Genomic DNA, 22111 nt, shown 5'->3' on the forward strand with positions numbered 1-22111 from the left:
ACTCATGTCAGACCTCAGCGGGAGTGAACGCCGGAAGTTGGAAAAGCTGCTTGGCATGGGCAGCGGGTACGTCCTCAACTTCTCCGACCGCACCTTCGGCGACTTCTTCGACGAGTACAGGGTCGAGATTGACGCCGAGCGCTACCGTACGCGGGGTACGTCCAAAGCCAACCGCATGCGCGCACATTGGGAACTGGACGCGAACTATGTTGCCGGTCGCGTCATTGGTGGTCTGATCGACTATGCCACTGACGAGAGCTGCTTCGGCGATAGCAACCCGGTTTTGATCGAGGACTGCCGAAAGATTGCCCAACGCTTGCTCAGTGACCAGCCCGTGGCCGAACTGGACGCGCTTGCAGCGACCGCTGATGAGCGTGACTTTGAGGTGGTGGCGGAGCACGTCCGCGAAGCCATTGAGAAGAACCAGCCGGAGGGTGCACTGGATCGGCTGCATACGTTCGTTATCAAGTTCGTGCGCATTGCCTGTGAGCCTCATGGCATCGAGATCAACCGCAATAAGCCGCTGCACAGCGTGTTCGGGGAGTATGTGCGCGCTCTGCGCGACGGTGGCCACCTCGAATCGGCCATGACCGAGCGCATCTTGAAGTCCTCGATCTCAGTGCTGGAGGCGTTCAATGATGTGCGCAATAACAAGAGCCTCGCTCACGACAACCCGATCCTCAATTACGAGGAAAGCCTGTTGATCTTTAACCACGTCGCAGCCTCGATCCGTTTCATCAAGTCCCTGGAGACCAGAATTAAGGCCAAGGCAGCGGCAACCAGAGCAGCCACGGCGTCGGATGACAGCATCTCGTTCTGACGGGAAAGCTGATAGGGTGACAGCATGAAACATGCATGATGAGAACGAACCGTTCTTTATCACCGAGGAAGTCGAGGCCGAACTGATCGCGGCTGGACATGTGTTCTAGCCGCCAAGCCACGTCATTACCAAGAAACTGTCCAAAATCCTGGTAGGGTCTCACCGACGATGAGCTGGCGACCTGGCCCCGCGTACTGTCAAAAGGGTAGATGGCGCACCGGTGGGCTGGCCAGTATCGTCAAGGCTGACGATACTGGCTCAATACTCCCTTGGTGTTGGATGGTATTTTTCATGGCATCAAACGGAAACTGCTTTACAATACATTGATTTAAAATATATTTTTGTTCTAAACGACAATCGAGTGGGAATTATCAATAAAAGCCACTAAGCTGACAGCGCGCTTGTCGTCTAACCGGTGGTCCGCTCTACATGGACAATGCAGACAGGCAACTCTCGCCCTCTTTTCGGACATTAAAGCGCAGCGCTATGCTTTCCCGAAGCGGACATGGATCGCGGTGTGTCAAGATTGGCTTCTGTCAATCCCGGTACGGTTCAATCCTGGCCCTAAATGACAACTTCGTGCGCTGAATTATTCAAAAAGAGAGCTGGAACGCGTCTTTCATCAAATCGATCAAGCCAGCTAGTGCCGCCCATTTGAGACAGCGAAAACCAAGCTTCCTATATCAGTCCCGAAAAAGAGCCGCAGCCTCATTATCATGTGGAGGGTTCGAAAAACCCTATAGGTGTGTCGCTATTCGCTATGACAGATGCCCCCACCTATTCTTTTTCGCCATCTGTCTCGCTGCACTGTTATGTTCTGGTTACGAGCCCTGAGCCTAATTATCGAATGTTTTGATAACTAACACGATATTTCTATTTTTTTGTTTCTCCGTACAGGAAGAGAAATATTTGCTGCTGTAAATCGTTTTTTCTGTTTCAGTAACTCATTTTGAAATGTTGTTGCCATTTTGGGGGCTGGAGACCCAACAATATAACTCTCTTTAACGATGCTCTTATCGAAGGAAGAAAATTTTAATTTCTCTGCCGTATTTATTATCTGCCGAACTGCTTTGGTATAATCTTTCCCTTTCAATTCTACCAATATATATTTTTCTTTTTTGTCATTTTCTACAATAAACATAAAATCACATTTTTCATCATTGTTGCTACTTATTAAACAATTATCAACGCGGCAAACTATAATTGGTTTTTTGTCGTCATTTCTTATAGAAAATACTTTTCCATTCTCTTCTTCATTGACTAATTTATTGCTGTCTATTCGACAGCATGGACTATTTTTATAATCCAGAATATCATTGCTCATCTAATTTCTCCAAAAGCTCATAAAATTCTTTAGATATATGCTCAGATACAGAATCTATGTATTCAGCAGATACAAGTTGTGTTTCTTCATCTATTAGAGATTTTGCAACTTTATTTTGAATCGCGTAAGCTTTTACCTTATCGATAGGTATGGATCCTAGAAGATCTCTGTTTATGCGGCCTTTTAGAATATTGTTATTTAGAGATGATAGTATGTATGGGGAGTGAGTAGTTATTAATATATCAGTGTTTCGTTTCATGGATTGAATTACGATAAATTCAAGTATTTTTACTTGAGAATCTGGGAATAAATGTGCTTCAGGCTCTTCTATTATTAAAGTACGTCCACTCCTTGGGAAACGCGTCAGCGCCACCAGCAGAGGAAGTGCTTCTTGCTGGCCTGAAGAAGCTTTACTGACCTCTATCCTACCGCGATCCATTTCTATCCAGTCTTTTGAATCTATGCGTACATATTTTCCACGAATAACACTATTAAAGTAATCAATATGATAGTTATTCGCTGATTTTCTGCTATTTATTCTATGGAAACTATCACTAGACATATAATTTTTTGCACTCTCATAGAATTCTCCAAACTGTATAATTATTTTATCTATTTTTTCATCTATTGATAGTATGGAGAATATTTCTTCCCTAATGGCGGCATAAAAAGATCGAGCAGCAGGTACGAATAGAGCTTGACCATACGTGTCGACATTCAACTCTTCTTTCATAAAACGAAAATGTCTTATTATTTTCGATTTAGCCAAAGGTATCGTCTTGTTGCCGTCTTGCTCCTCTATAGACTTAGCAAATTCACTGAATTTTCTCTTTAATTCTCTAAAATGCTGTGCGACACTTTCTGATGTTTGTAATTCTATGCTTGAACTCCCTTTTTTGGAAAATATTTTCACACTATGAGGGTGTCGTTCAAATTTTATTTCAAAAGTCTCACCTTCCCACGAATAAGGAGGAAATAATTGAGAAAATGTATCCTTTTTCCTTTTGTCATATGTTTTTTTGTGCTCGTTTTTCATAAGAGCTAGATCGTCAAAATCCGAAAAATATTCATTAAAAAAATAAAAAAGTCTTGCAATAATACTTTTCCCGGATGCTTGGGGGCCTATTAAGACCGTAAGTCCATCAATGATAATGTCTGCTTCCTTAATACCAAGGAACCCTCTTATCTCTAACTTTTGCATAAGAATCCTTTCACTATATGATTTATTCTACTTTTATATTTTCTGTACTAATATTATTTTTTTAGGCTTGCCATAAACTCATTTCCTATTGTGCAATCGACCAGAACACATAATTTTTTGACATGAATAAAAAATATTATCAATCAACAATTATGGTATGAATGCTTTTCATTCTTAGCGGGTTGCCATGATGAAGCAATCAAGAAAAGGTGCGCCAACCTTCTGCAGCGATCTAGGTGTTTAGTCCCGGGGTTTGATGGGGTGGGTTGATGATGAATCGATCTGGTTCTGAAGTCCATATTTTGCAGATGTATTCATAGGGCGTGTGTCGAAATTCCTTAATTATGTTAGTCAATATTCCGACATTTCAGCACGTTATTGATACCCTTAATTATGCGAATGTTCCTTATTGATACGAAAAAATCCCTTAATTAGGTTACAAAACGCGATCGCGTTTTTATCAACGCAAGGGTCTGCTTACGCCTACAAGGCAGGCATCAAAGTGATAGTGGCGGGTGCCCGAAAGCCGACATTGTCAGGCAAGTCGTGATAGACCACGTTTGGGATATTCTTGCCATTCTCAGCGGCCCGAGCGGATGACTTGTTGCTGTCACAAGAGGACGTTGACCTTGCGCCTCGTGCGTCGGTAGAGGCGCACGCTGGAGACCGGCCAGAATCTGGTTTCAGATCCACAAAAGCGGCTATCCATTCAGGCAACGCAATCGTAGCGAAGGCGATCAGCCTCCCGACACAGAGCAAAATAAACCAGAAAGTGTATCAAGATAGCTAAGGTGTCATGTCGAACGGACGACAGACACATGCTCGCCGGGAACATTCTCGCATTGGTAAAGTGATATGGGTGCCAAGACTAGCCGCAGCGGCTCAAGGACGATATATTGCTATTGCAAAGGGGAAAACATGGGCGCAAAATTCGCTGTAAAGCATACTAATCTCATTGGGTATTGCACGACTGAAGGGCAAGCCAAGGCGCCGAGAGTGGACCGCGAGACGTTGGGCACTTTCCTGATGTCCCTTGCGTATGGCCAGAATCTTATCAGTTCGACCCAAGGCACGTCAGACGACTGGACCGATCAAGTTCGGAACATCGCTGAGACTTGTCTGAGACGTGCACAGTTCAATTTCGGCGACCGAAGCCCTGTCGAACCATTTGAAGTTCGAGCGTTGTTGGATCCGCTGCGTCCCTATTTCACGGGATATGATTTCTTTGCGCTAGTTCTCCCGCAGGGACGGGGGGACCAGGATCGGGAGAGTTTTTCATTCTTCGTCGAAGCGGCGATCGGATCGCAGAAATCTGGACTGATCCTGCTGCCCGACGAACTGCCCCAAAACGGTGTGGCGCAGTTCGTCGATCCCTTCCCCGCGCTGCGTGAACTTGCCGACCATCCGGTTGCCCCGCCTTGGGTCCTGTTTTGGACACCCTTTGGAGGTGCCTGTGCGCTGCCGCTCAAAGATGCACGCACCTTTTATCGCGACGCAATCGTGACCGCTCTGCGTCATGGTCGCCGACAGGTAGACGATGCAATCCGACGAGTAGCTCAACGGCAGCAGAGCAAACGGATCCTGCATCTGAGCGACCTCCATATTGGACGGCCAGAAGCAACACAGCGTCGCTCGTGGCTGAAACAGCATCTGGCAGGCGTGCTCCCCGGCATTGATCGCGTCGTGGTCACGGGTGATCTCTTTGATACGCCGAAGGAGGAATACCGGACTTCATTCGACGAGCTACGGCTCGATGTCGAACGCCTGACAACAAAGAGTCTACTCGTCATTCCGGGCAATCACGACGTCCGCATCAAGGGCAATGCTTGGGGACCGCTTGGTCGCCAAGCGGACCAAGTAATCGATCTGGGCTGGTCACCGCTCGAGATCGACGACGATCTGCAAACGGTCTTCTTTTCATTCAATTCGAGCGAGGACGGTGATGCCGCGCAGGGCTCGGTCAATCAGCGCCAGCGCCTAGATCGCGCGGTAAAGTTTGATGCCTTGCTGAGCAAACGGCCCGAACTCAATGGCTATCTCAAGGTCGCGCTTGTCCACCATCATCCGGTAAACTATTCTGGGCAGCCAACGGCCTTCTACGAGAAGCTGTTGGCCCCCTTCGGATTAGGCGATCGGCTGATAGAGTTCAAGGATGCCAAAGCGTTCCTCACCTGGTGCGAGCGTCGCGGCATTAGTCTTGTGCTGCACGGTCATAAGCATGTCCCACACCTCGCCTCGATCACGCGCGGTGGCCAGCAGATGACGATCGTCGGGTGCGGCTCGTCAACTGGCGCGGAGGGCAAACCGATGTGTTACGACATCATCACGCTTAATCCGCAATCGGGCGAATGTAGCGTGTCGTTCTTCCATGATGTCGCGGGGGACGGCAGCGGCTTCGATCTACAGAATATCGCGATAAAGGTGGCTTGATTGTCGGATTTCATCCAACAACTTTCGTGCTCGGCGTGAAATTGCCATCGGAGGCGTCGGACTGCTGAGCTAACGTCTTAGGGCAGCTTCGAACAGCACGCGGCGCTAACAGTTCACCATACACCCCCTCCACGAAATGGAATCTGCCGGTCGGCGGCTCCGACCGGCAGATTCCATGGGCTTAGAATAGCAGATGTCGGTGTAAGCCGACATTCCCGGCTACGCATCGGAATGGTGTATATTGGTCGGTAGCTGTCATGAACATGGGCGCAGGCTACGGCCGCTTTCGGCTATCGCTTGCCGATAACCGACATTCCGCATCCCCCCCCAAAGCGGTATTCGCTCTCTCTATCCATGCCCCAGGCAGAACGTCTCCCACTGCCTCATCATCTCTTGCCTCTTGCTGAACAGATCGCCCCGCCTGTAAGCAGCTTCGACCTTATCTCCAATGGCATGAGCCAGCGCCATTTCCGCCACCTCCCGTGGAAAGTCCGTCTCCTCCGCCGCCCAGTCGCGGAAGCTGGATCGCAGTCCATGAATGGTCACATCCTTCGTGCCGGCTGCACGATGGAGTGCTTTGGAGACGGCAACATCGCTGAGCGGCGATCCAATTTTTCCACCAAGGAAAATCAGACCCTCGGCTGAAGCGGGTGATGTCAATACCTCCATCCGCCGGAGCACACTAACGGCACTGACCGTCAAGGGCACGCGATGCTCGCGCTTTGCTTTCATACGCTCGGCCGGAACCACCCAGATCTGCTTCTCGAAATCGATTTCAGACCACAGGGCATGACGTACCTCGCCAGAACGCGCAGCCGTCAAACAGAGGAAGCGGGCGGCAAGAGCGGCGGAGCCATCCTGTCGACCAAGTCGTGCAAACACCGCCGGAAGATCACGGTAGGGAATGGCCGCATGATGCACGACCTTGGCCACTGCCGTGGGTTTCGGGAGAATATTGGCCAGATGACCGCGCCATCGGGCCGGGTTGTCGCCTTCACGCCAATGATGGCTGTGAGCGTAGTCAAGAATGCGCTCGATCCGCCCACGAATACGGCTGGCTGTTTCAGTGGTAGTTTCCCAAATGGGGCGCAGCACGGACAGCACGTCTTCTGTCTGGACTTGGCCGATCGGGCGGCTCCCCATAAGGGGATAAACATGTCGACCGAGAGAACTGCGCCACATCGGCGCGGAACGCGGGTCTTTCCAGGCGGGTGTCTGCTCCGTGATGTAATGCTCGGCAACTTCCTCGAAGGTTCGCTCTCTGACGATTCTGCGCTTTCTTTTGGTCTGCTCCTCCAGAGGATCGACTCCCTCCAGCAGCAGACGCCTGGCATTGGTTGCCTTGCCGCGCGCTTCGGAGAGCGACACATCACGTGCCGGTCCCAATCCCATTTCCCGGCGCTTGCCGGTCAGGGGGCTCTTGAAGCGAAACGTCCAGGCGCGTGTCTCGCCCCGGATCGTGATCCACAGGTTTCCGCCATCGCCGTGAACGCCATCTTTCAGGCTGGCGATCCTGCGCACGGTCAACTGGTTCGGCGGAAGCTTGCTCATGGATTTTCAGTCCCATCTTTGATCCCACCTTATATCATATAGTTTCACGCGTCCATGTGCGTCGGCGTGCCTCGTCAATCCGAACTAATAGATTGTTTTTTAGGGTGAAATGCACTCTAAGGTGTTTTTACGCGCCTTCAAGTTGGCGGACATCCCCTCCGCCACATTTCATTCATAAAAATCTATCACTGTGATGCCATTCTTTGCGGTGCGATGGGGTTCTGTGCTCTTTCTGGAGAGTGGCGCAAAGCTGTGTCTGTTGTTGCAGGAGGGAATGCGGGAATGCTCACAGAGCATGAAATCGCTCAGGATCTTGAGGACTGTGAACGGCGGATAGAACTGCTGGTCCGGCAACTGCCTGCGCGCATTCAGGCGGCTGTTCACTGGTTGCGCCGCCCACAGGCCCGATGGGTGCGGATGCCTGCGGGTGTCTTCTTCATTCTGGGGGGATGTCTGGCCATCCTGCCGGTTTTTGGCATCTGGATGTTGCCACTCGGCGTTTTGCTACTGTCTGACGACGTGCCGCCTTTACAGCGTGTAACCAATAAAGCGCTGGCGTGGGTCGAGGCAAAGCGCCCGCACTGGATGGGCTTGCCGCGTTTGTAAAAACGGGAAGTGCGTGCAGAACTCAACGGATCTGTCAGCTGTTTTCCCGGTTAACGGGCTTCTTCCATTTTAATATCGTCTGCTTTCAGGTCCGGAACCGTTTCTTTTTCTGGCTGACACGGAAAAGAGCGGGGCGTTGAGGCTGGCTGGTCTTCCTGATCGGTTTTGTCGGCAGGGGGCCGGTGTGGGTTTGGCCCAAAGCCGTTCATGGCCTGCCGCATCCCCATTCCGGCCATGCCGCCTGCACCGGGAATGGCGCCGAGCGCTGCGGGCATTACCTTCTGCATGGTCTGCCCGAATTCTATATGCCCGTGGAACGGGCCATGCTGTGCGGGCATGGTATTCTGGCAGGCTGTTTCAGCAGTTTTGTCTTTATGGGAGGCGCAGCCAGCCATCCACAGACACAGTAAGGCCAAGCCTGTGCGGAGCTGTATGGACATGGCGGAACCTTTGTCACCAGGGCGGTTTTATACAGACCGGATGGCTGCAAACCTGTTTCATAAAGATCATGATTTCTGGCTTGTGAAGAGGTGTTTTTCATTATTTCAAAATTGAAAAGAATGAACGCAGGACAAATTTTTGCCACACCTCCGGCAGAACAGTCGTCATGTTGAAAATGAGGTCTCTGATGAAGACAAAAGTGATGCTTGCTCTGGCTCTCGGGTGTTTTGCCCTCGCGGCACCCCAGTCCTATGCCGACCCGCGCGGTCAGGGTGGTCCGGGTGCTCATGGTGGACCCGGCGGTGGTCCGGGCGGCCCCGGTGGCGGAGGCCCTCGCGGCAACCATGGCCCGAACATGGGCAACGGCCGGGGTGGCCCGCAGCCGTCTTATGACATGAACCGCCGATGGGCCCGGGGCGAGCGCTATGACGGCCCGCGTGAGCCGCGCTGGATGGTGAATGATTGGCGCCGCCAGCCCGGCCTGTGGGCGCCGCCGAGCGGATATTCCTGGATGCGCTACGGCAACCAGTTTCTGCTGACAGCTCTGGCGACCGGCATTATTGCAGGCGTTGTGAATGCAGGGGTGGGGGCCGTTACACCGGTTGTGCCGGTTACGCCCCTGGTGCCCGTTGCTCCGGGTTATCCTGCAACGCAGGGCTATCCCGCAGCCGGGGGCTACGCGACACCGTATTGATCGATACAGTTTTGAGGCGGGAAAGACAGAGGTATCGCTCTTTCCCGCCTTGAGTGCGTTTCTGTAAAAAAGGGGATGCAGCCTTATCCGGCGCATCCCCTTTTTTGTAAATGTTTGAGCTTGTCGGGCCTTACGCTTTGGCGGCCTCACTCAGAATCTGCTCAATCAGATCCAGACCTTCATCCAGCAGGGCGTCAGAGGCGGTCAGAGGTGTGAGGATACGGATGGTTGCTCCCTTCACACCACAGGCCAGCAGGATCAGCCCTTTCTCACACGCCAGAGTGCAAAGCTTGCCCGCTGCTCCGGCGCGCTGTTCTGTGCTGCCGTGGCTTTCCAGAATATCAAAAGCAATCATGGCCCCCAGTCCGCGCGGCATGCTGACGGGCAGCAGGTCCGTGCGTTTATGCCAGCCTTCAATCCGGGCGCGCAGGCGGTCACCCATCGCGTTGGCGCGGTCCAGCAGGTTGTCTTCTTCAATCACATCCAGCACGGCAAGGGCTGCGGCGCAGGCCAGAGGCGCACCGGCATAGGTGCCGCCAAGGCCACCCGGCGGGACGGAGTCCATCAGGTCAGCACGGCCAATCACGCCGGAAATGGGCAGGCCACCACCAAGAGATTTCGCAACCGAGACCAAATCAGGCTCAACGCCGGAATGTTCAATACCGAACATCTTGCCGGTGCGGGCAAAACCGCTCTGCACTTCATCAGCAATCAGTTTGATGCCGTGTTCATCACAAATCCGGCGCAGCTCTTTCAGCAATGCGGTCGGAGCCACGCGGAAGCCGCCTTCACCCTGCACAGGCTCAATAATAATGGCGGCAACCTGCGTGGGGGCAATATCCGCCGCAAACAGGAAGTGCAGCATTTTCAGGCTGTCTTCCACCGTGACGTCACTGTCCGGGAACGGCACATGATAGACCTGCCCCGGCAGGGTGCCGAAAGGGGCTTTGTAAGGCAGGACCTTGCCGGTCATGGCGGAGGCCAGCAGGGTGCGGCCATGAAAGCCGCCGCAGAAGGCAATGACGGCGTTCCGGCCAGTGGCGGCGCGGGCAATTTTAACAGCGTTTTCGGTCGCTTCCCCGCCAGTGGAGAAGAAAATGGTTTTGGCAGGACCGGAGAAGGGCGCGCGTGCGTTCAGCTTTTCCGCCAGTTCAATATAGGATTCATACGGCGAGACCTGAAACGCTGTGTGGGTAAAGCGTTCAAGCTGGGCTTTGACCGCGGCCATAATCTTGGGGTGACGGTGCCCCACATTGAGCACAGCAATACCGCCGCCAAAATCAATATAACGGCGGCCTTCCACGTCCCACAGTTCTGCATTTTCCGCGCGGTCGGCAAAAATGGGGGTGGAGGAGGCCACGCCACGGGGCACGGCGTTGGCCCGGCGGGTCAGAAGATCCTTGTTTGTTGTGCTCATGCCATCTGGCTCCTGAAAAAAGAGGACTGCGGGGAGGCGCAGCCCGACGAAATTGTTTCAATCTCGTAAGTGGTTTTCAGGCAGGAGGGGAGGCGATTTTTTCTTGCAGGTGTGGTGATAAATTGTCACCACCTGTCGCGGCGTCTCAGCCCGCCAGTCTTTCCGCGGCAATCTGTTCCAGCAGCCAGTTCCGGAACAGGCTCAGCCCGTGGTTTTCCCACCCCCGGTCTGTGGTGCGCAGCACGTAGGAACCAAGCGGGGTGGTCTGCACAGGCGTTTGTTTTGGCTGGATGCGGATCAGCCGGCCTGTCAGCAGATCATCCCCCAGCAGGAAGGGGTTGCTCAGCGCAATGCCTTCTCCGGCACGGGCGGCGGCCAGCGTCAGATGGGCCTGCCAGAGGCGGCCCGCACAAGGGATGGTTCTGGCAGGCACATGCTGCGCCTGAAACCAGAGCTGCCATTCTGAATCATCTTCTTCATGCAGCAACGGCGCATGCAGCAGGTCCGCTAATGTTTCCGGCTGACCGCCCAGCGCCGCCAGTCCTTCCGGAGAGATCACCGGAAACACCGGGGGGCGTGCAATATCAACACTGCACAGGCCGCGCAGGGTGAGGGCGGCATTTGTGTCCCGCACATAGCAAATATCGGCGTGGGTTTCGGCCGCGATGCCGGTGGCGTGGAAGGCGGTATTGGCATCAATCGGGCGGAGCATGAAATCCATCCGAGGATGCGCGCGGCGAAAGGCCGCGAGGCGCGGTAGCAGCCAGTGATAGGCAAAGCCATGTACGCACGTCACGGTCAGGCTGGGAGTTTGCTGGCGGATATTTGCGGTCGCCTGAGCCAGACCATCCAGATGCGGGAGAATCTGTGTGTAATAGGTCTGCCCGGCCAGTGTGAGCGCGCCTGTGGAACGGTCCCGCAGCGGTGTGCCCAGAAACTGCTCCAGATCCCGCACATGGCGGCTGATGGCGGCGTGGTCCACACGCAGCTCCGCCGCAGCGCGCCGAATGCCCCCGGTGCGGGCAAAGGCGGCAAAGGCGTTCAGGGCAGCCAGAGGGGGAATGCGGTATCGCGGGTCCATGGGGGCGCAAGCAGAGAAGGGAGCTTGCTACTTGGGCGCAAAAAGTCGGGTGTGCAAGGCGGCAGCCCGGAGAGAATACGCGGCGCGACTCCCCGGTTTTCTGGCGGAAGACTGTGGCGTATGAGTCGTGGGCAGCAGTTTTTTGAGGGAAATCAGCAGAAAATCCCAGAAAACTACCAATTTTTTATCACGAAACCGTTTGGCCTAAAATTTGATCAAATGCCCGAAAAATTATCTTTTCTCAGGGCGTAGTGCGGCAGCGCGTCACACGATGCCTGTTTTTTATACTACAAATATTATCGGGGTATTGAGATAAAATACGGGGATTCTTCAGGATGATTACTTGGATATCAGTTCCCTGAAACCCTGCTTCACTATGCGTTTTCTCGATATCTGGGGGCTTTTATTTTCCTGTTGCGTCAGAGGAGGGAGGTGTGGTTTTAGCCCTCCACACGCTAAATTCTTAGGAAAACAAATAATGCTTATTCATGTTGTTAATGACGCGATCTCCGCCACCATGCAGGTTGCCCCGATGGCCCCGATGCTCGTCTTTCTGCCGGTTGTTGCCATGCTGATGCTGGCGACCGTGTTTTCTGACCGCACAGCCTGAGCGTTCTCAAGCGTTTCAGTCTGTTTTCCCTGTGTCCGCCTGACGTAAGGCGAATACAGGTGTCCGGACCGTCATTCCTGAGGAATGACGTCAGTCCGGGGCGGGCCGCCTCTCCGTGCCCGGCCTTGCTGCACTGAGCAGCGTTTTCCTGCTTCTGCATCTTCCCTGACAGATATTTCTGTTTAAAACCCGGTGAACCCTCTTTTGCGGAGGCGTGCTGTACATCACCGTCGGGGACTATTTCGGGGCTGCCCATGCAGGATCTTTTTAACGCGCATCATGTCGGGAATTCCCGTCCGCTGGGTCTGTCTGATGATGTTGTCAGCACAGCCACCTACGGCGGCCCGGACCAGTGCTACCGTTACAGCTTGAAGCGGGTGTGGGATGCCTCCCGGCCTGTCGTCATGTGGCTGATGATGAATCCGTCTGTCGCAACCGAAGTCTGGGATGATCGCACGGTCGCCAAATGCCAGCGTTATGCACGGGCATGGGGCTATGGCGGTATTCTGGTGGGTAACACCTTTGCCTATCGCTGCACGGATCAGACACGCCTGCTGGAAACGCCGGACCCGGTCGGGCCGGAGAATGATGCCGCTCTTCTGCGCATGGCGCAGGAGGCGGATCTGGTGATAGCCGCCTATGGCTCCCCGCAGCACAAGGCCCTGCGTGAGCGCGGGCCTGCTGTTGTGCGCACGCTCCAGCAGCACGGGATTGCTGTGTATGCCATGAAAGTGGGGGTGAATGGCCGCCCCTGCCATCCTCTTTATCTGCCCGCAGCCCTCCGGCCGGTCCTGTTGCCTGCGTCCTGATCAGGGTTGCGTGGCGGCCCTGATGGTTGACGGATGGCCGCCTTCAGTATCCGATCAGCAGGAACAGTGTCAGGCCACAGCGCAGTCCCTGCGGCCTGACCGCAACCAGACGGGGGTTTGCACCCCGCTCCTGCATGGGAAGGATTGGAATGACAGGCTCGTCACAGGCGCAGAACGCCACACCGGAAGAGACAAAACTGGTCAGCATGCTGGACCGGTTGGGGGAAGTGGCGGTGCGCACCGGCCTGAACGTCGCGCCGGGGCAGCAGGTGATTATTACGGCCCCGCTGGAGGCCGTGCCGCTGGTGCGGCGGGTGACGGAACATGCCTATAAGGCCGGGGCCGCGCTGGTCACGACCTTTTACGCGGATGAGGAAACGACTCTGGCGCGTTACCGCTTCGGGCATGAAGAGACGTTTGATACCGCAGCCGACTGGATGGCCCGTGGCATGGCGGAGGGCTTCCGGGCGGGGGCGGCCCGTCTGGCGATTACCGGCAGCAACCCCGCTTTGCTGGCCGGGCAGAATCCGGAGCATATTTCCCGCGCCAGCCGTGCGGCCTCTCGCGTGAACCGCCCGGCAATGGAAATCATCACCAATTTTGATGTGAACTGGAACATCGTCGCCACAGCCACTCCGGCATGGGCGAAAGTGGTGTTCCCTGATCTGCCGGAAGATCAGGCAGTGCTGCGCCTGTGGGACGCGATTTTTGCGGCCTCCCGCCTGACCGGGGCGGACCCGGTGGCAGACTGGGCGGCGCATAATGCAACCTTGCACCGCCGGGCGGCATTCCTGAATGATGCCCGTTATGCGGCCCTGCATTTTACCGGGCCGGGGACTGATCTCACGGTTGGTCTGGCGGATGGGCATGACTGGGCTGGCGGGTCTGAAAAAGCGGGCAATGGCATTGTCTGCAACCCCAATATCCCCACGGAGGAAGTGTTCACCACGCCGCATCGCCTGAAGGTGGAGGGCTATGTGGCCAGCACCAAGCCGCTCTCGCATCAGGGCACGCTGATTGATGAGATTCGCGTGCGGTTTGAAGGCGGCAAAATTGTTGAAATGCATGCGTCAAAAGGGGAAGACGTCCTGTCCCGTGTGCTGGATACGGATGAAGGGGCCCGCAGGCTGGGGGAAGTTGCCCTTGTGCCGCATTCCTCCCCGATCTCGCAGAGTGGTATCCTGTTCCAGAACACCCTGTTTGATGAAAATGCCGCCAGCCACATTGCGCTGGGGCAGGCCTATACCAAATGCATGCTGGATACGGCTGGGCAGGATGAAGCCGCACTGGCCGCGCGGGGTGCCAATAGCAGCATGATCCATATCGACTGGATGATCGGTTCTGGCGAGATTGATGTGGACGGTATTGACGCAAACGGAACTGCGGTGCCGCTGATGCGCAAAGGTGAATGGACTATTTCAGCGTAATCAGGCTTGTGAAAAACAGTTCTGCTGTAAAGAAGGATCTTATATGATGAACGGAATGAAAAAGATCGCTCTGGCGACGGCTCTGCTGGCAGGCGGCATCATGGCGCAGCCGGCGGGCGCACAGACGGCGGCTCCGGCGCAGACGCCTGCTCAGGCCCCGACGCAGGCACAGGGCGCCTCCCGCCCTAATCTGACCCCGGAGCAGGTGACAACCCTGCAGCGGGATATGAACACGGCCCTGCATTACAAGCTTGTCGCCACGGTTGTGCCGCGCCTGACATCCGCGTTGAAATCCATTCAGGCAGCCCACATTCAGCCGCCGGGGCGTCTGGGCATGTCACTGGAAGAGCAGATTGATATGGTCGGAAAAGTGCCCGGTCTGGAACCGATTTTGAAAACAAACGGCTTTACGCCGCGTGAATTTGTCATGAGCCTGACCTGTGTCGGTCTGACAGGCAGCCTGATGAATGTCCCGCCGGGGCAGGCAAGCAGCACGATCCCGACACCTGATGCCGCAAACGTCGCAATCCTGAAAAGTAACCCGCAGCAATTGCAGGATCTGATTGCCGTCCTGCGTGCAGAGCATCAGCCAGATGCACAGTAAAGGGTCAGGGAATTAGGGTCTTTCTCAGAAAGTGATCTGAGAAAGGATGTTTCGGGCGGGCAGCATTTCTAAAATGCTGCCCGTTTTTTATGAATTTTAAACGCTGGCGTCTGCCAGATTTTTTCTGGCGGCACTAAGAGCGTTTTCCGCCTCTGCATCCGGTGTGATCAGGCGGCTTGCGCGACTGAGCGCCATAATGGGGAAGAATTGCCGGTACAGGTCATACCGGAGCATGAATGCTCTTGAGAGTTCTGCGCCCTGTTGCAGGCGTTTTGACAAAGCCGGGTCATCCAGCCGGATGGTCTGGCCCACCCCGTAACCGGGGAAGCCCGTGCCGGTATAATCTTCTTCTGTCCAGCTTCCGTCCGCTTCCTGACGTTCAATCAGATAACGGCAACCTTTTTCAATAGAGGGATAATCCTGCGGGCGCGCCGCCGCAATCAGCCCCATCAGCGCCCATGCCGTCTGGGACGCCGTGGTGTTGCCCCGGCCAATGGAAGAAATGTCCATATAGGATGCGCAGCTTTCACCCCATCCGCCATCGTCCTGCTGGTGGGCCACGAGCCAGTCACAGGCTCTGGCAATGTAGGGTTGCGTCATATCCTCACCAATGGCGGCCAGTGCGGGCAGAACGGCCCCGGTGCCATAGATGTAATTCACACCCCAGCGGCCAAACCACGGGCCCTGCGGGTCCTGCTCTGCCCGGACGTAATCAAGCGCACGCTGGATGCAGGGCAGATCCCGCGGGAGGCCCAGAATCCCAAACGCTTCCAGAATATGCGCCGTAACATCCACAGAGGGGGGGTCCAGAGCCTCACCAAAATCACAGAACGGGATTTTGGAAAGAAGGGCCTTGTTATTGTCTTTATCAAAAGCGCCCCAGCCTCCGCAGGCGCTTTGCATCCCCACCAGCCAGCGTACGGCGCGGGCAATGGCCTCTTCAACACCGCGCTCTTTCCATTCCGGCCGGTGGCGGCAGGAGGAAAGGGCGATCAGCGCGACGGCGGTATCGTCCGTGTCCGGATAGAAGTCATTGGCATATTCAAAGGCCCAGCCACCGGGTTCCACGTCCGGCAGCTTGATGGACCAGTCGCCTTTAACCCGCACCTGCCGGTCCAGCAGCCAGCCCAAGGCTTTATCCATTTGCGGGGTAAAGCGGTCTTCGGCTTTGGCGTCATGCAGTGCCATAATGGCCAGCATGGTGTCCCACACCGGGCTGTTTGTTGCCTGAATAAAAGAGGCATCCCCTTTATCGTGCCGCCAGCCGGGGTCATTCAGCGCATCAAGACCCTTGGCCATAACCGGATGATGGAACTGAAACCCTTCTCCATGCAGCGCCATCAGGCCGTAGACCCATGGCGGCTGAATCCCGCCCCATCCGCCATCAGCGTCCTGATGCCGGATAATCCATTCCAGCATATGGCGGATAGCGGCTTCCCGCACGGTGTTGCGTTTAAGAAACCGGGACTGGAGCCAGTGCAGGCCTTTATCCGTTGCCCGGAAGAAGTCTGACCACAGATCCACGCCTTCCTTTTTGGGGAGCGTATAGTCAAAATTCCCCCGCCCTTCAGGAAACAGCGCGTTCAGGCGGTCCTGCGGGCGCAGCGGGCGGCTGGGGCGGCGGGCTGAGAGCACGGCTAGCGGGACCAGTGTGGCCCGTGCCCACTGGGCAAAATTATAGATGGAGAAAACAAATTTGTTCGGGAACCAGATAATTTCCGGGGGCAGGTTGGGGGTTTTCTCCCACGGCCATTCCCCAATCAGCGCCAGCCAGTAGCGTGTGAAAACCCGGATATTTTTCAGGCCGCCTTTCTGCGCAATCCATGTGCTGGCCTTGTACAGGGCGGGGGTGTTTTCTGGATATCCCAGTGAGCGCAGGGCGGCATAGGCTTCCACCGTTGCATTGATGTCCCCATTGCCTGCGTCCGGATAAATCCCCCATGACCCGTCCTGCCGCTGCGTTTGCAGCAGAGCGTTGCCAAGGCGTGGGCGCAGCGGGTGGTCTTCCAGACCAAGGAACCACAGAGCCAGACACCATTCCGCTTCCATCGAGGCATTTGAGCCTACCGGGCCAACCCAGTGGCCATCGGCCTTCTGCTGCCCGATCAACCACTCACAGGCGGAAGAGACAGTATGGGTCAGGCTGTTTCCCATTCCTTTAAAGAGTGGCATCATCATTTTATAAACACCTCTGCACCAAGATCATCGTCCGGAGATTTTACGCTTTTGCCGGTTCAGCCGGACCGGCAGGCACCATCAGGGTCTGGATATCCGCAAAAGCGGCCTGCCACTCCACGTCCTGCATGGTGATAAAACCAAAACTTCTTAGAAAAAAAGCACCTTCTGCGGCAAAAATCATGGTGCGCATCTGCCGTGCTTCATCGGAAGGACAGACTTCGCTGGTCAGCCAGCCCGCATACCAGTCCCGTATCTTTTTGAGATGATCAGGGGATTGCAGAAGGGTGATCAGCGTTCCGGCAATGCGCGCGCGGGTGGCATCATCCATCTGCGCGCAGACCTGCACATAGGCGCGGGCTTTATCGGCCGGTGTGGCGTCTGGCGGGGTGTGGGTCTGCACTTCTGCGTCGAAGGCGGCAATCCAGCGGTCAATCAGGGCGGTAATCAGGTCATCCTTACTGCCAAAGCAGTATTGCAGGCCGCCTTTTGTAATACCCGCTTCGCGCGCAACGGCGTCCAGTGTCAGGGCAAGCGCACCATCACGCTGGACGAGCTGTTCCGCACATTCCATGACCCGTTCACGATTGATGGTTCTGGGGCGCGCCATAACCCTGAAATCTCTAGACCCGTTGTTTCCGTCCAGACGGAATTAAACGAGATGCTTCGTCGTTACAAGTCCGTTTTGAGCACTCAGCCATGCCACAGGTGAGGCCCGGCTATGGGGGATACCGCCTTTGCCGGGTTCCGGACGATCCGGCTTAACAGCGGGCCGCGCGGGGGGGCAGCGTCAGGCTGTGCAGGGTGCCGCGCATCCGGAAATCTCCAAAGTCCATATCCAGCATGTCAGAAACGCCATTGGCAAAATAGCGCATGCCAATCTCGTAATCTGGCAGGATGCTGTCCGGTGTGCGGCCAAAAAAGGCAACATGCACACGTCCGGCAGGCTGGCCCGCAAGGGCGGGGGAGGGAGCCGGGTCTTTCAGCGGCCCCCAGCCCAGAAGGGTAATGTAGGTTTCCTGCGCGCCATCCGGGCCGGTGCCGTCAAACAGCAGCGGCGCAATACTGGGGGCGCCCCGCTGGGCTGCGGCCAGAATGGCGGCGGTGTGCGCCATGGGGAACAGCGTGCCGGTGGGCAGTTTCAGGGTTTTCTTGATGGGTTTTTCATACTCCACCACGCCATGCCCCAGCGCATCTATACTGGCTTCCCCGCTGACAACCTGCAGCACGGCGTTGTTGGACTTCTGCACGGTACGAAAGACAAGATGCCGCCCGTCCTTGCTTTCCAGCGTGGTGTAGTCAGACACCATGTTCACCGCGCCGCCGTTGCGGGTGGCGCTCTGGATATCCAGATGCTGCTGGGTGGACCATGCCGAGCAGGTGTCCCGCACCACATAGGTCATGTTGCCTGAGGCGGAGAGCGTGTTGCCGCCGGATTCCGCCAGACTGAGATCATACAGTGCCCGCTGGCCCACCAGTGAGCTGGTGGTGGTCCGGGTTGCGGAAAGGGGTGTCGGGCTGCCAGAGGCTGCGGCAAGGCAGGCGGATGGCAGGGCAGCCAGAAGAAGAGCGGCTGCAACTGTCCGGGAAGCCCGTGCCCGGAGAGTCCATGGCCGGTGGGCTAGACCCCGGAGGAACAGTGCTTGGGGTAACAGGGCTCCGGGTGTCAGTGCCCCGGAGATCAGCGCCTTAGATCCTGCTGCCGCAGCGGCGGGGCGGCCCTTTTCCGGGCGGAAGGTCAGGGCAGGGTGGCGGAGCACCCGGCGGGCATGGCGGCGGAGGAATGCAGTCATAGCTGTCAGAAAAGAGCATCCGGAGCGGGAGTGCAACCACCCCGGATGCGGCATCTGACGTGCGTCAGTCTTTTTTGATCGTTGGTTTCGGCTTGGGCAGGTCCAGAGCCAGAGAGAGTTCTTTCAGGCGTTCCGGCGGCACCGTAGCCGGAGCGCCCATCATCAGATCCTCGCCCTGCTGGTTCAGCGGGAACAGGATCACTTCACGGATGTTCGGCTCATCCGCCAGCAGCATGACAATCCGGTCCACACCCGGAGCGGAGCCACCATGCGGCGGCGCACCGTAGCGGAAGGCGTTCAGCATGCCGCCAAACCGGGCTTCCACTTCGCTTTCCGGATACCCGGCAATCTCGAAGGCGCGGATCATGACGTCCGGCAGATGGTTACGGATTGCGCCGGAGGACAGCTCAATGCCGTTACACACAATGTCATACTGGTAGGCGTTGATTTCCAGCGGGTTTTTGGTGTTCAGGGCTTCCAGACCACCCTGCGGCATGGAGAACGGGTTGTGCGAGAAGTCGATCCGTCCCGTTTCCTCGTTCAGTTCATACATCGGGAAGTCGGTAATCCAGCAGAAGCGGAAGGCATTCTTCTCAATCAGGTCCAGCTCTTCCGCAATGCGGGTCCGGACCTGACCAGAGAATTTGGCAACGTCATCCCCCTTGCCTGCGGCAAAGAACACGGCATCCCCGGCGTTCAGGCCCAGCTTGGTGCGGATGGCCTCAACACGGTCGGCTTCCAGATTTTTGGCAATCGGCCCTTTGCCGCCGTCTTCCGCAAAAATGATGTAGCCCAGACCGCCAGCACCAGACTCGCGGGCCCAGTTGTTCAGCTTGTCAAAGAAGGCACGGGGCTTGTCACCGGCACCGGGGGCCGGAATAGCGCGGATTTCGCCACCATCGGCGGCAATGCGGGCAAACAGACCAAAGCCTGAACCGGCGAACTCGTCCGTCACGTCAGAAATCAGCAGCGGGTTCCGCAGGTCAGGCTTGTCGGAGCCATAGACCTTCATGGCGCGGGCGTAGGGAATCCGCTCAAACGGAGCCTGACTGACGGTGCGGCCATTCCCGAATTCCGTGAACAGACCGGACATGACATCTTCCAGCGTGGCGAATACTTCGTCCTGCGTGGCGAATGCCATTTCAAAATCGAGCTGGTAGAACTCACCCGGAGAGCGGTCCGCGCGGGAGGCTTCATCCCGGAAGCAGGGTGCAATCTGGAAGTAGCGGTCAAACCCGGCCACCATGGCCAGCTGTTTGAACTGCTGCGGAGCCTGCGGCAGGGCGTAGAACTTGCCGGGGTGCATACGCGCCGGAACAAGGAAGTCCCTCGCGCCTTCCGGAGAGGACGCCGTCAGGATGGGGGTCTGAAGCTCAATAAAGTTCAGGGCCGTCATGCGCTTGCGCATGCTCTGGATCACGCGGGCGCGCAGCAGCATGTTGCTGTGCACGCTCTCGCGGCGCAGGTCGATGTAGCGATAGCGCAGGCGCAGATCTTCCGGGTAGTTTTCATGCCCTGCCACCTGCAGGGGCAGCACAGCGGCGGCGGACTGCACCACAAACTCCCGCGCGCGCACTTCAATATCGCCGGTGGCCAGATCAGGATTGCGGGTGGCTTCCTCACGGCGCACAACGTCACCCGTGACCGTAATCACGCTTTCCACGCGGATGCTTTCCGCCTGGTCCAGCACCGGGTCACCCGCCGGGATAACAATCTGGGTGATGCCGGTTTCATCCCGCAGGTCGATAAACAGCAGGCCGCCGTGGTCCCGTTTGCTATGGACCCAGCCGGACAGGCGCGCTGTGGTGCCGGCATCCTGTGCGCGAAGGGCCGAACAGCTATGGGTACGGTAAGGGTGCATTCTCTCGTCCTGAAATTGAGGGCCGGTTTTTTCGATACTGCGCCGGAGGAAGCCGGGGAGCCGGGGAGATGTCAAGGGGCAGATGTCATGGGGAAGGTGCGGGCAGTTGTGCCATGCAGGCCCGGATGTCGGCTGCCAGCGCCTCAATCGCGGCACTTTGCGCATCCCACGCAAACAGGAAGCGCGCTGCCGCACCAAAAAAGGTATAGAATCGCCAGCCTCTGGCGCGGAGGCTGTTCATGGCCTGCTCGGGCATCAGCAGAAACACGGCGTTGGATTGTACGGGCCAGGCAATCTGTACACCGGGAATGGCCTCCACGGCCTGTGCAAACTTCCGGGCGCTGGCATTGGCGTGCTCGGCATTGCGCAGCCACGCCCCACTTTTCAGCATGGTTAGCCAGGGGGCGGTGATAAAACGCATTTTGGAGGCAAGCTGTCCGGCCTGCTTGGCGCGTTCCGCAAAGCCACGGGCCAGAGAGCGGTCAAAAAACACCACAGCATCCCCTACTGCCATGCCGTTTTTGGTGCCGCCAAAGCTCAGGGCCTCCACGCCCGCTTCCCACGTCATGGCCGCCGGGGTGCAGCCCAGCGCGGCAATGGCGCAGGCAAAGCGCGCGCCGTCCATATGCAGTTTTAGGCCGTACTCCTTACAGACTTCCGCCAGCGCCCGGATTTCTTCCAGCGTGTAAACCAGACCATTTTCCGTCGGCTGCGTAATGCTCACCACGGCAGGTTCCGAGGCATGGGGGCTGCTGGCCTTGCGGCGGCACAGGCGGATGGCCTCGGGCGTCAGTTTACCGTCCGGGCAGGGCGGCGTGAGCAGCTTGCTGCCGCCGGAAAAGAACTCAGGCGCGCCGCGCTCGGATGTTTCGATATGGGCAATGTCTGAGGCAATCACGCTGCAATAAGGCGGGCAGAGGGTGGCCAGAGCCAGAGCATTGGCGGCGGTGCCGGTCAGCACAAAAAAGACGGCGGCCTGTGTCTCAAACAGGGTGCAGATGGCGTCTGCGGCAAGCCGTGTCCACGGGTCATCCCCATAGGCCGGGGCGGACCCGGTGGCGGAGGCACGGGTTATGGCCTCCAGTGCTTCCGGGCAGATGCCTGCGTAGTTGTCACTGGCAAAGTGCTGGGGCTTGTCTTGCATCAGTCTGGTCCGGGCGCAGGGGTGAGCGTGAGGCGGTTTTATACCCCGTCCCGCGCGGGGCGTCATGGCCTTCCTGCCGGGCTTTCTGCCGCAAAAGGGTGGTAAGCATTGCGTTTGTTCCCC

General features: G+C 56.5%; 20 protein-coding genes. 8 read left to right on the forward strand and 12 right to left on the reverse strand.

What is annotated here, in order from left to right:
- Positions 1-4 precede the first annotated feature (4 nt).
- Positions 5-820 (forward strand): abortive infection family protein, encoded by an 816-nt coding sequence (locus JK199_RS09830; RefSeq protein ID WP_212375534.1) that lies wholly within the window; start codon positions 5-7, stop codon positions 818-820.
- Between the two features lie 859 nt (positions 821-1679).
- Here the strand turns inward: JK199_RS09830 and JK199_RS09835 are convergent.
- Positions 1680-2144, reverse strand: coding sequence for a hypothetical protein (locus JK199_RS09835; RefSeq protein WP_212375536.1), 465 nt, complete (start codon positions 2142-2144; stop codon positions 1680-1682).
- Positions 2134-3345 carry an AAA family ATPase gene (locus tag JK199_RS09840; protein WP_212375538.1) on the reverse strand — a complete coding sequence of 404 codons (1212 nt, stop codon included), beginning with the start codon at positions 3343-3345 and terminating at the stop codon, positions 2134-2136. Before JK199_RS09840 ends, JK199_RS09835 begins: the two co-directional genes overlap by 11 nt.
- A gap of 918 nt (positions 3346-4263) precedes the next feature.
- Between JK199_RS09840 and JK199_RS09845 the strand changes: the two genes are divergently transcribed.
- Positions 4264-5775 carry a metallophosphoesterase family protein gene (locus tag JK199_RS09845; RefSeq protein ID WP_212375539.1) on the forward strand — a complete coding sequence of 504 codons (1512 nt, stop codon included), beginning with the start codon at positions 4264-4266 and terminating at the stop codon, positions 5773-5775.
- Positions 5776-6123: 348 nt separating this feature from the next.
- Here JK199_RS09845 and JK199_RS09850 read toward each other — a convergent pair whose 3' ends face one another.
- Entirely contained in the window at positions 6124-7326 is a 1203-nt protein-coding gene (locus JK199_RS09850; RefSeq protein WP_212375542.1) for a tyrosine-type recombinase/integrase, read from the reverse strand.
- Positions 7327-7608: 282 nt separating this feature from the next.
- Here JK199_RS09850 and JK199_RS09855 point away from each other — a divergent pair, with 282 nt between their 5' ends.
- Positions 7609-7932, forward strand: coding sequence for a hypothetical protein (locus JK199_RS09855; RefSeq protein WP_212375544.1), 324 nt, complete (start codon positions 7609-7611; stop codon positions 7930-7932).
- A gap of 50 nt (positions 7933-7982) precedes the next feature.
- Here JK199_RS09855 and JK199_RS09860 read toward each other — a convergent pair whose 3' ends face one another.
- Entirely contained in the window at positions 7983-8372 is a 390-nt protein-coding gene (locus JK199_RS09860) for a hypothetical protein (RefSeq protein ID WP_212375546.1), read from the reverse strand.
- 188 nt (positions 8373-8560) lie between these two features.
- On the opposite strand from JK199_RS09860, the gene JK199_RS09865 reads away from it, so the two are divergent.
- On the forward strand, positions 8561-9067 hold the full coding sequence (locus JK199_RS09865; protein ID WP_212375548.1) for an RcnB family protein: 507 nt from the start codon (positions 8561-8563) through the stop codon (positions 9065-9067).
- Positions 9068-9197: 130 nt separating this feature from the next.
- On the opposite strand, the gene gabT is transcribed toward JK199_RS09865, so the two are convergent.
- Together gabT and JK199_RS09875 are read right to left on the reverse strand one after the other, a co-directional pair.
- On the reverse strand, positions 9198-10484 hold the full coding sequence (gabT, locus tag JK199_RS09870) for a 4-aminobutyrate--2-oxoglutarate transaminase (protein ID WP_212375550.1): 1287 nt from the start codon (positions 10482-10484) through the stop codon (positions 9198-9200).
- A 145-nt stretch (positions 10485-10629) separates the two neighbouring features.
- Entirely contained in the window at positions 10630-11565 is a 936-nt protein-coding gene (locus JK199_RS09875; protein WP_086655926.1) for a LysR substrate-binding domain-containing protein, read from the reverse strand.
- Positions 11566-12043: 478 nt separating this feature from the next.
- Between JK199_RS09875 and JK199_RS15975 the strand changes: the two genes are divergently transcribed.
- The 4 genes from JK199_RS15975 to JK199_RS09890 all read left to right on the forward strand — a co-directional run bounded on the left by JK199_RS15975 (position 12044) and on the right by JK199_RS09890 (position 15015).
- The gene (locus JK199_RS15975; protein WP_255031206.1) at positions 12044-12175 is read left to right on the forward strand and encodes a hypothetical protein; all 132 of its coding nucleotides are present in this window, start codon (positions 12044-12046) and stop codon (positions 12173-12175) included.
- Positions 12176-12429: 254 nt separating this feature from the next.
- On the forward strand, positions 12430-12984 hold the full coding sequence (locus JK199_RS09880) for a DUF1643 domain-containing protein (protein WP_212375552.1): 555 nt from the start codon (positions 12430-12432) through the stop codon (positions 12982-12984).
- Between the two features lie 149 nt (positions 12985-13133).
- Complete coding sequence (locus JK199_RS09885; protein WP_212375554.1) at positions 13134-14411, forward strand: aminopeptidase; 1278 nt, start codon at positions 13134-13136, stop codon at positions 14409-14411.
- 43 nt (positions 14412-14454) lie between these two features.
- Entirely contained in the window at positions 14455-15015 is a 561-nt protein-coding gene (locus JK199_RS09890) for a hypothetical protein (protein ID WP_244985052.1), read from the forward strand.
- A 96-nt stretch (positions 15016-15111) separates the two neighbouring features.
- Here JK199_RS09890 and shc read toward each other — a convergent pair whose 3' ends face one another.
- The 6 genes from shc to JK199_RS09920 all read right to left on the reverse strand — a co-directional run bounded on the left by shc (position 15112) and on the right by JK199_RS09920 (position 22097).
- Positions 15112-17193, reverse strand: coding sequence for a squalene--hopene cyclase (gene shc, locus JK199_RS09895; protein WP_212375556.1), 2082 nt, complete (start codon positions 17191-17193; stop codon positions 15112-15114).
- Between the two features lie 40 nt (positions 17194-17233).
- The gene (locus JK199_RS09900) at positions 17234-17800 is read right to left on the reverse strand and encodes a TetR/AcrR family transcriptional regulator (RefSeq protein WP_212375558.1); all 567 of its coding nucleotides are present in this window, start codon (positions 17798-17800) and stop codon (positions 17234-17236) included.
- A gap of 151 nt (positions 17801-17951) precedes the next feature.
- Positions 17952-18983 carry an EipB family protein gene (locus JK199_RS09905; RefSeq protein WP_212375560.1) on the reverse strand — a complete coding sequence of 344 codons (1032 nt, stop codon included), beginning with the start codon at positions 18981-18983 and terminating at the stop codon, positions 17952-17954.
- A 64-nt stretch (positions 18984-19047) separates the two neighbouring features.
- Positions 19048-20844 carry an aspartate--tRNA ligase gene (aspS, locus tag JK199_RS09910; protein ID WP_212375562.1) on the reverse strand — a complete coding sequence of 599 codons (1797 nt, stop codon included), beginning with the start codon at positions 20842-20844 and terminating at the stop codon, positions 19048-19050.
- Positions 20845-20929: 85 nt separating this feature from the next.
- Entirely contained in the window at positions 20930-21988 is a 1059-nt protein-coding gene (locus tag JK199_RS09915) for a threonine aldolase family protein (protein ID WP_212375564.1), read from the reverse strand.
- Complete coding sequence (locus JK199_RS09920; protein ID WP_212375566.1) at positions 21957-22097, reverse strand: hypothetical protein; 141 nt, start codon at positions 22095-22097, stop codon at positions 21957-21959. Before JK199_RS09920 ends, JK199_RS09915 begins: the two co-directional genes overlap by 32 nt.
- Positions 22098-22111 lie beyond the last annotated feature (14 nt).

This window comes from Acetobacter persici (assembly GCF_018256955.1).
Taxonomy (GTDB): Bacteria; Pseudomonadota; Alphaproteobacteria; order Acetobacterales; family Acetobacteraceae; genus Acetobacter; species Acetobacter persici.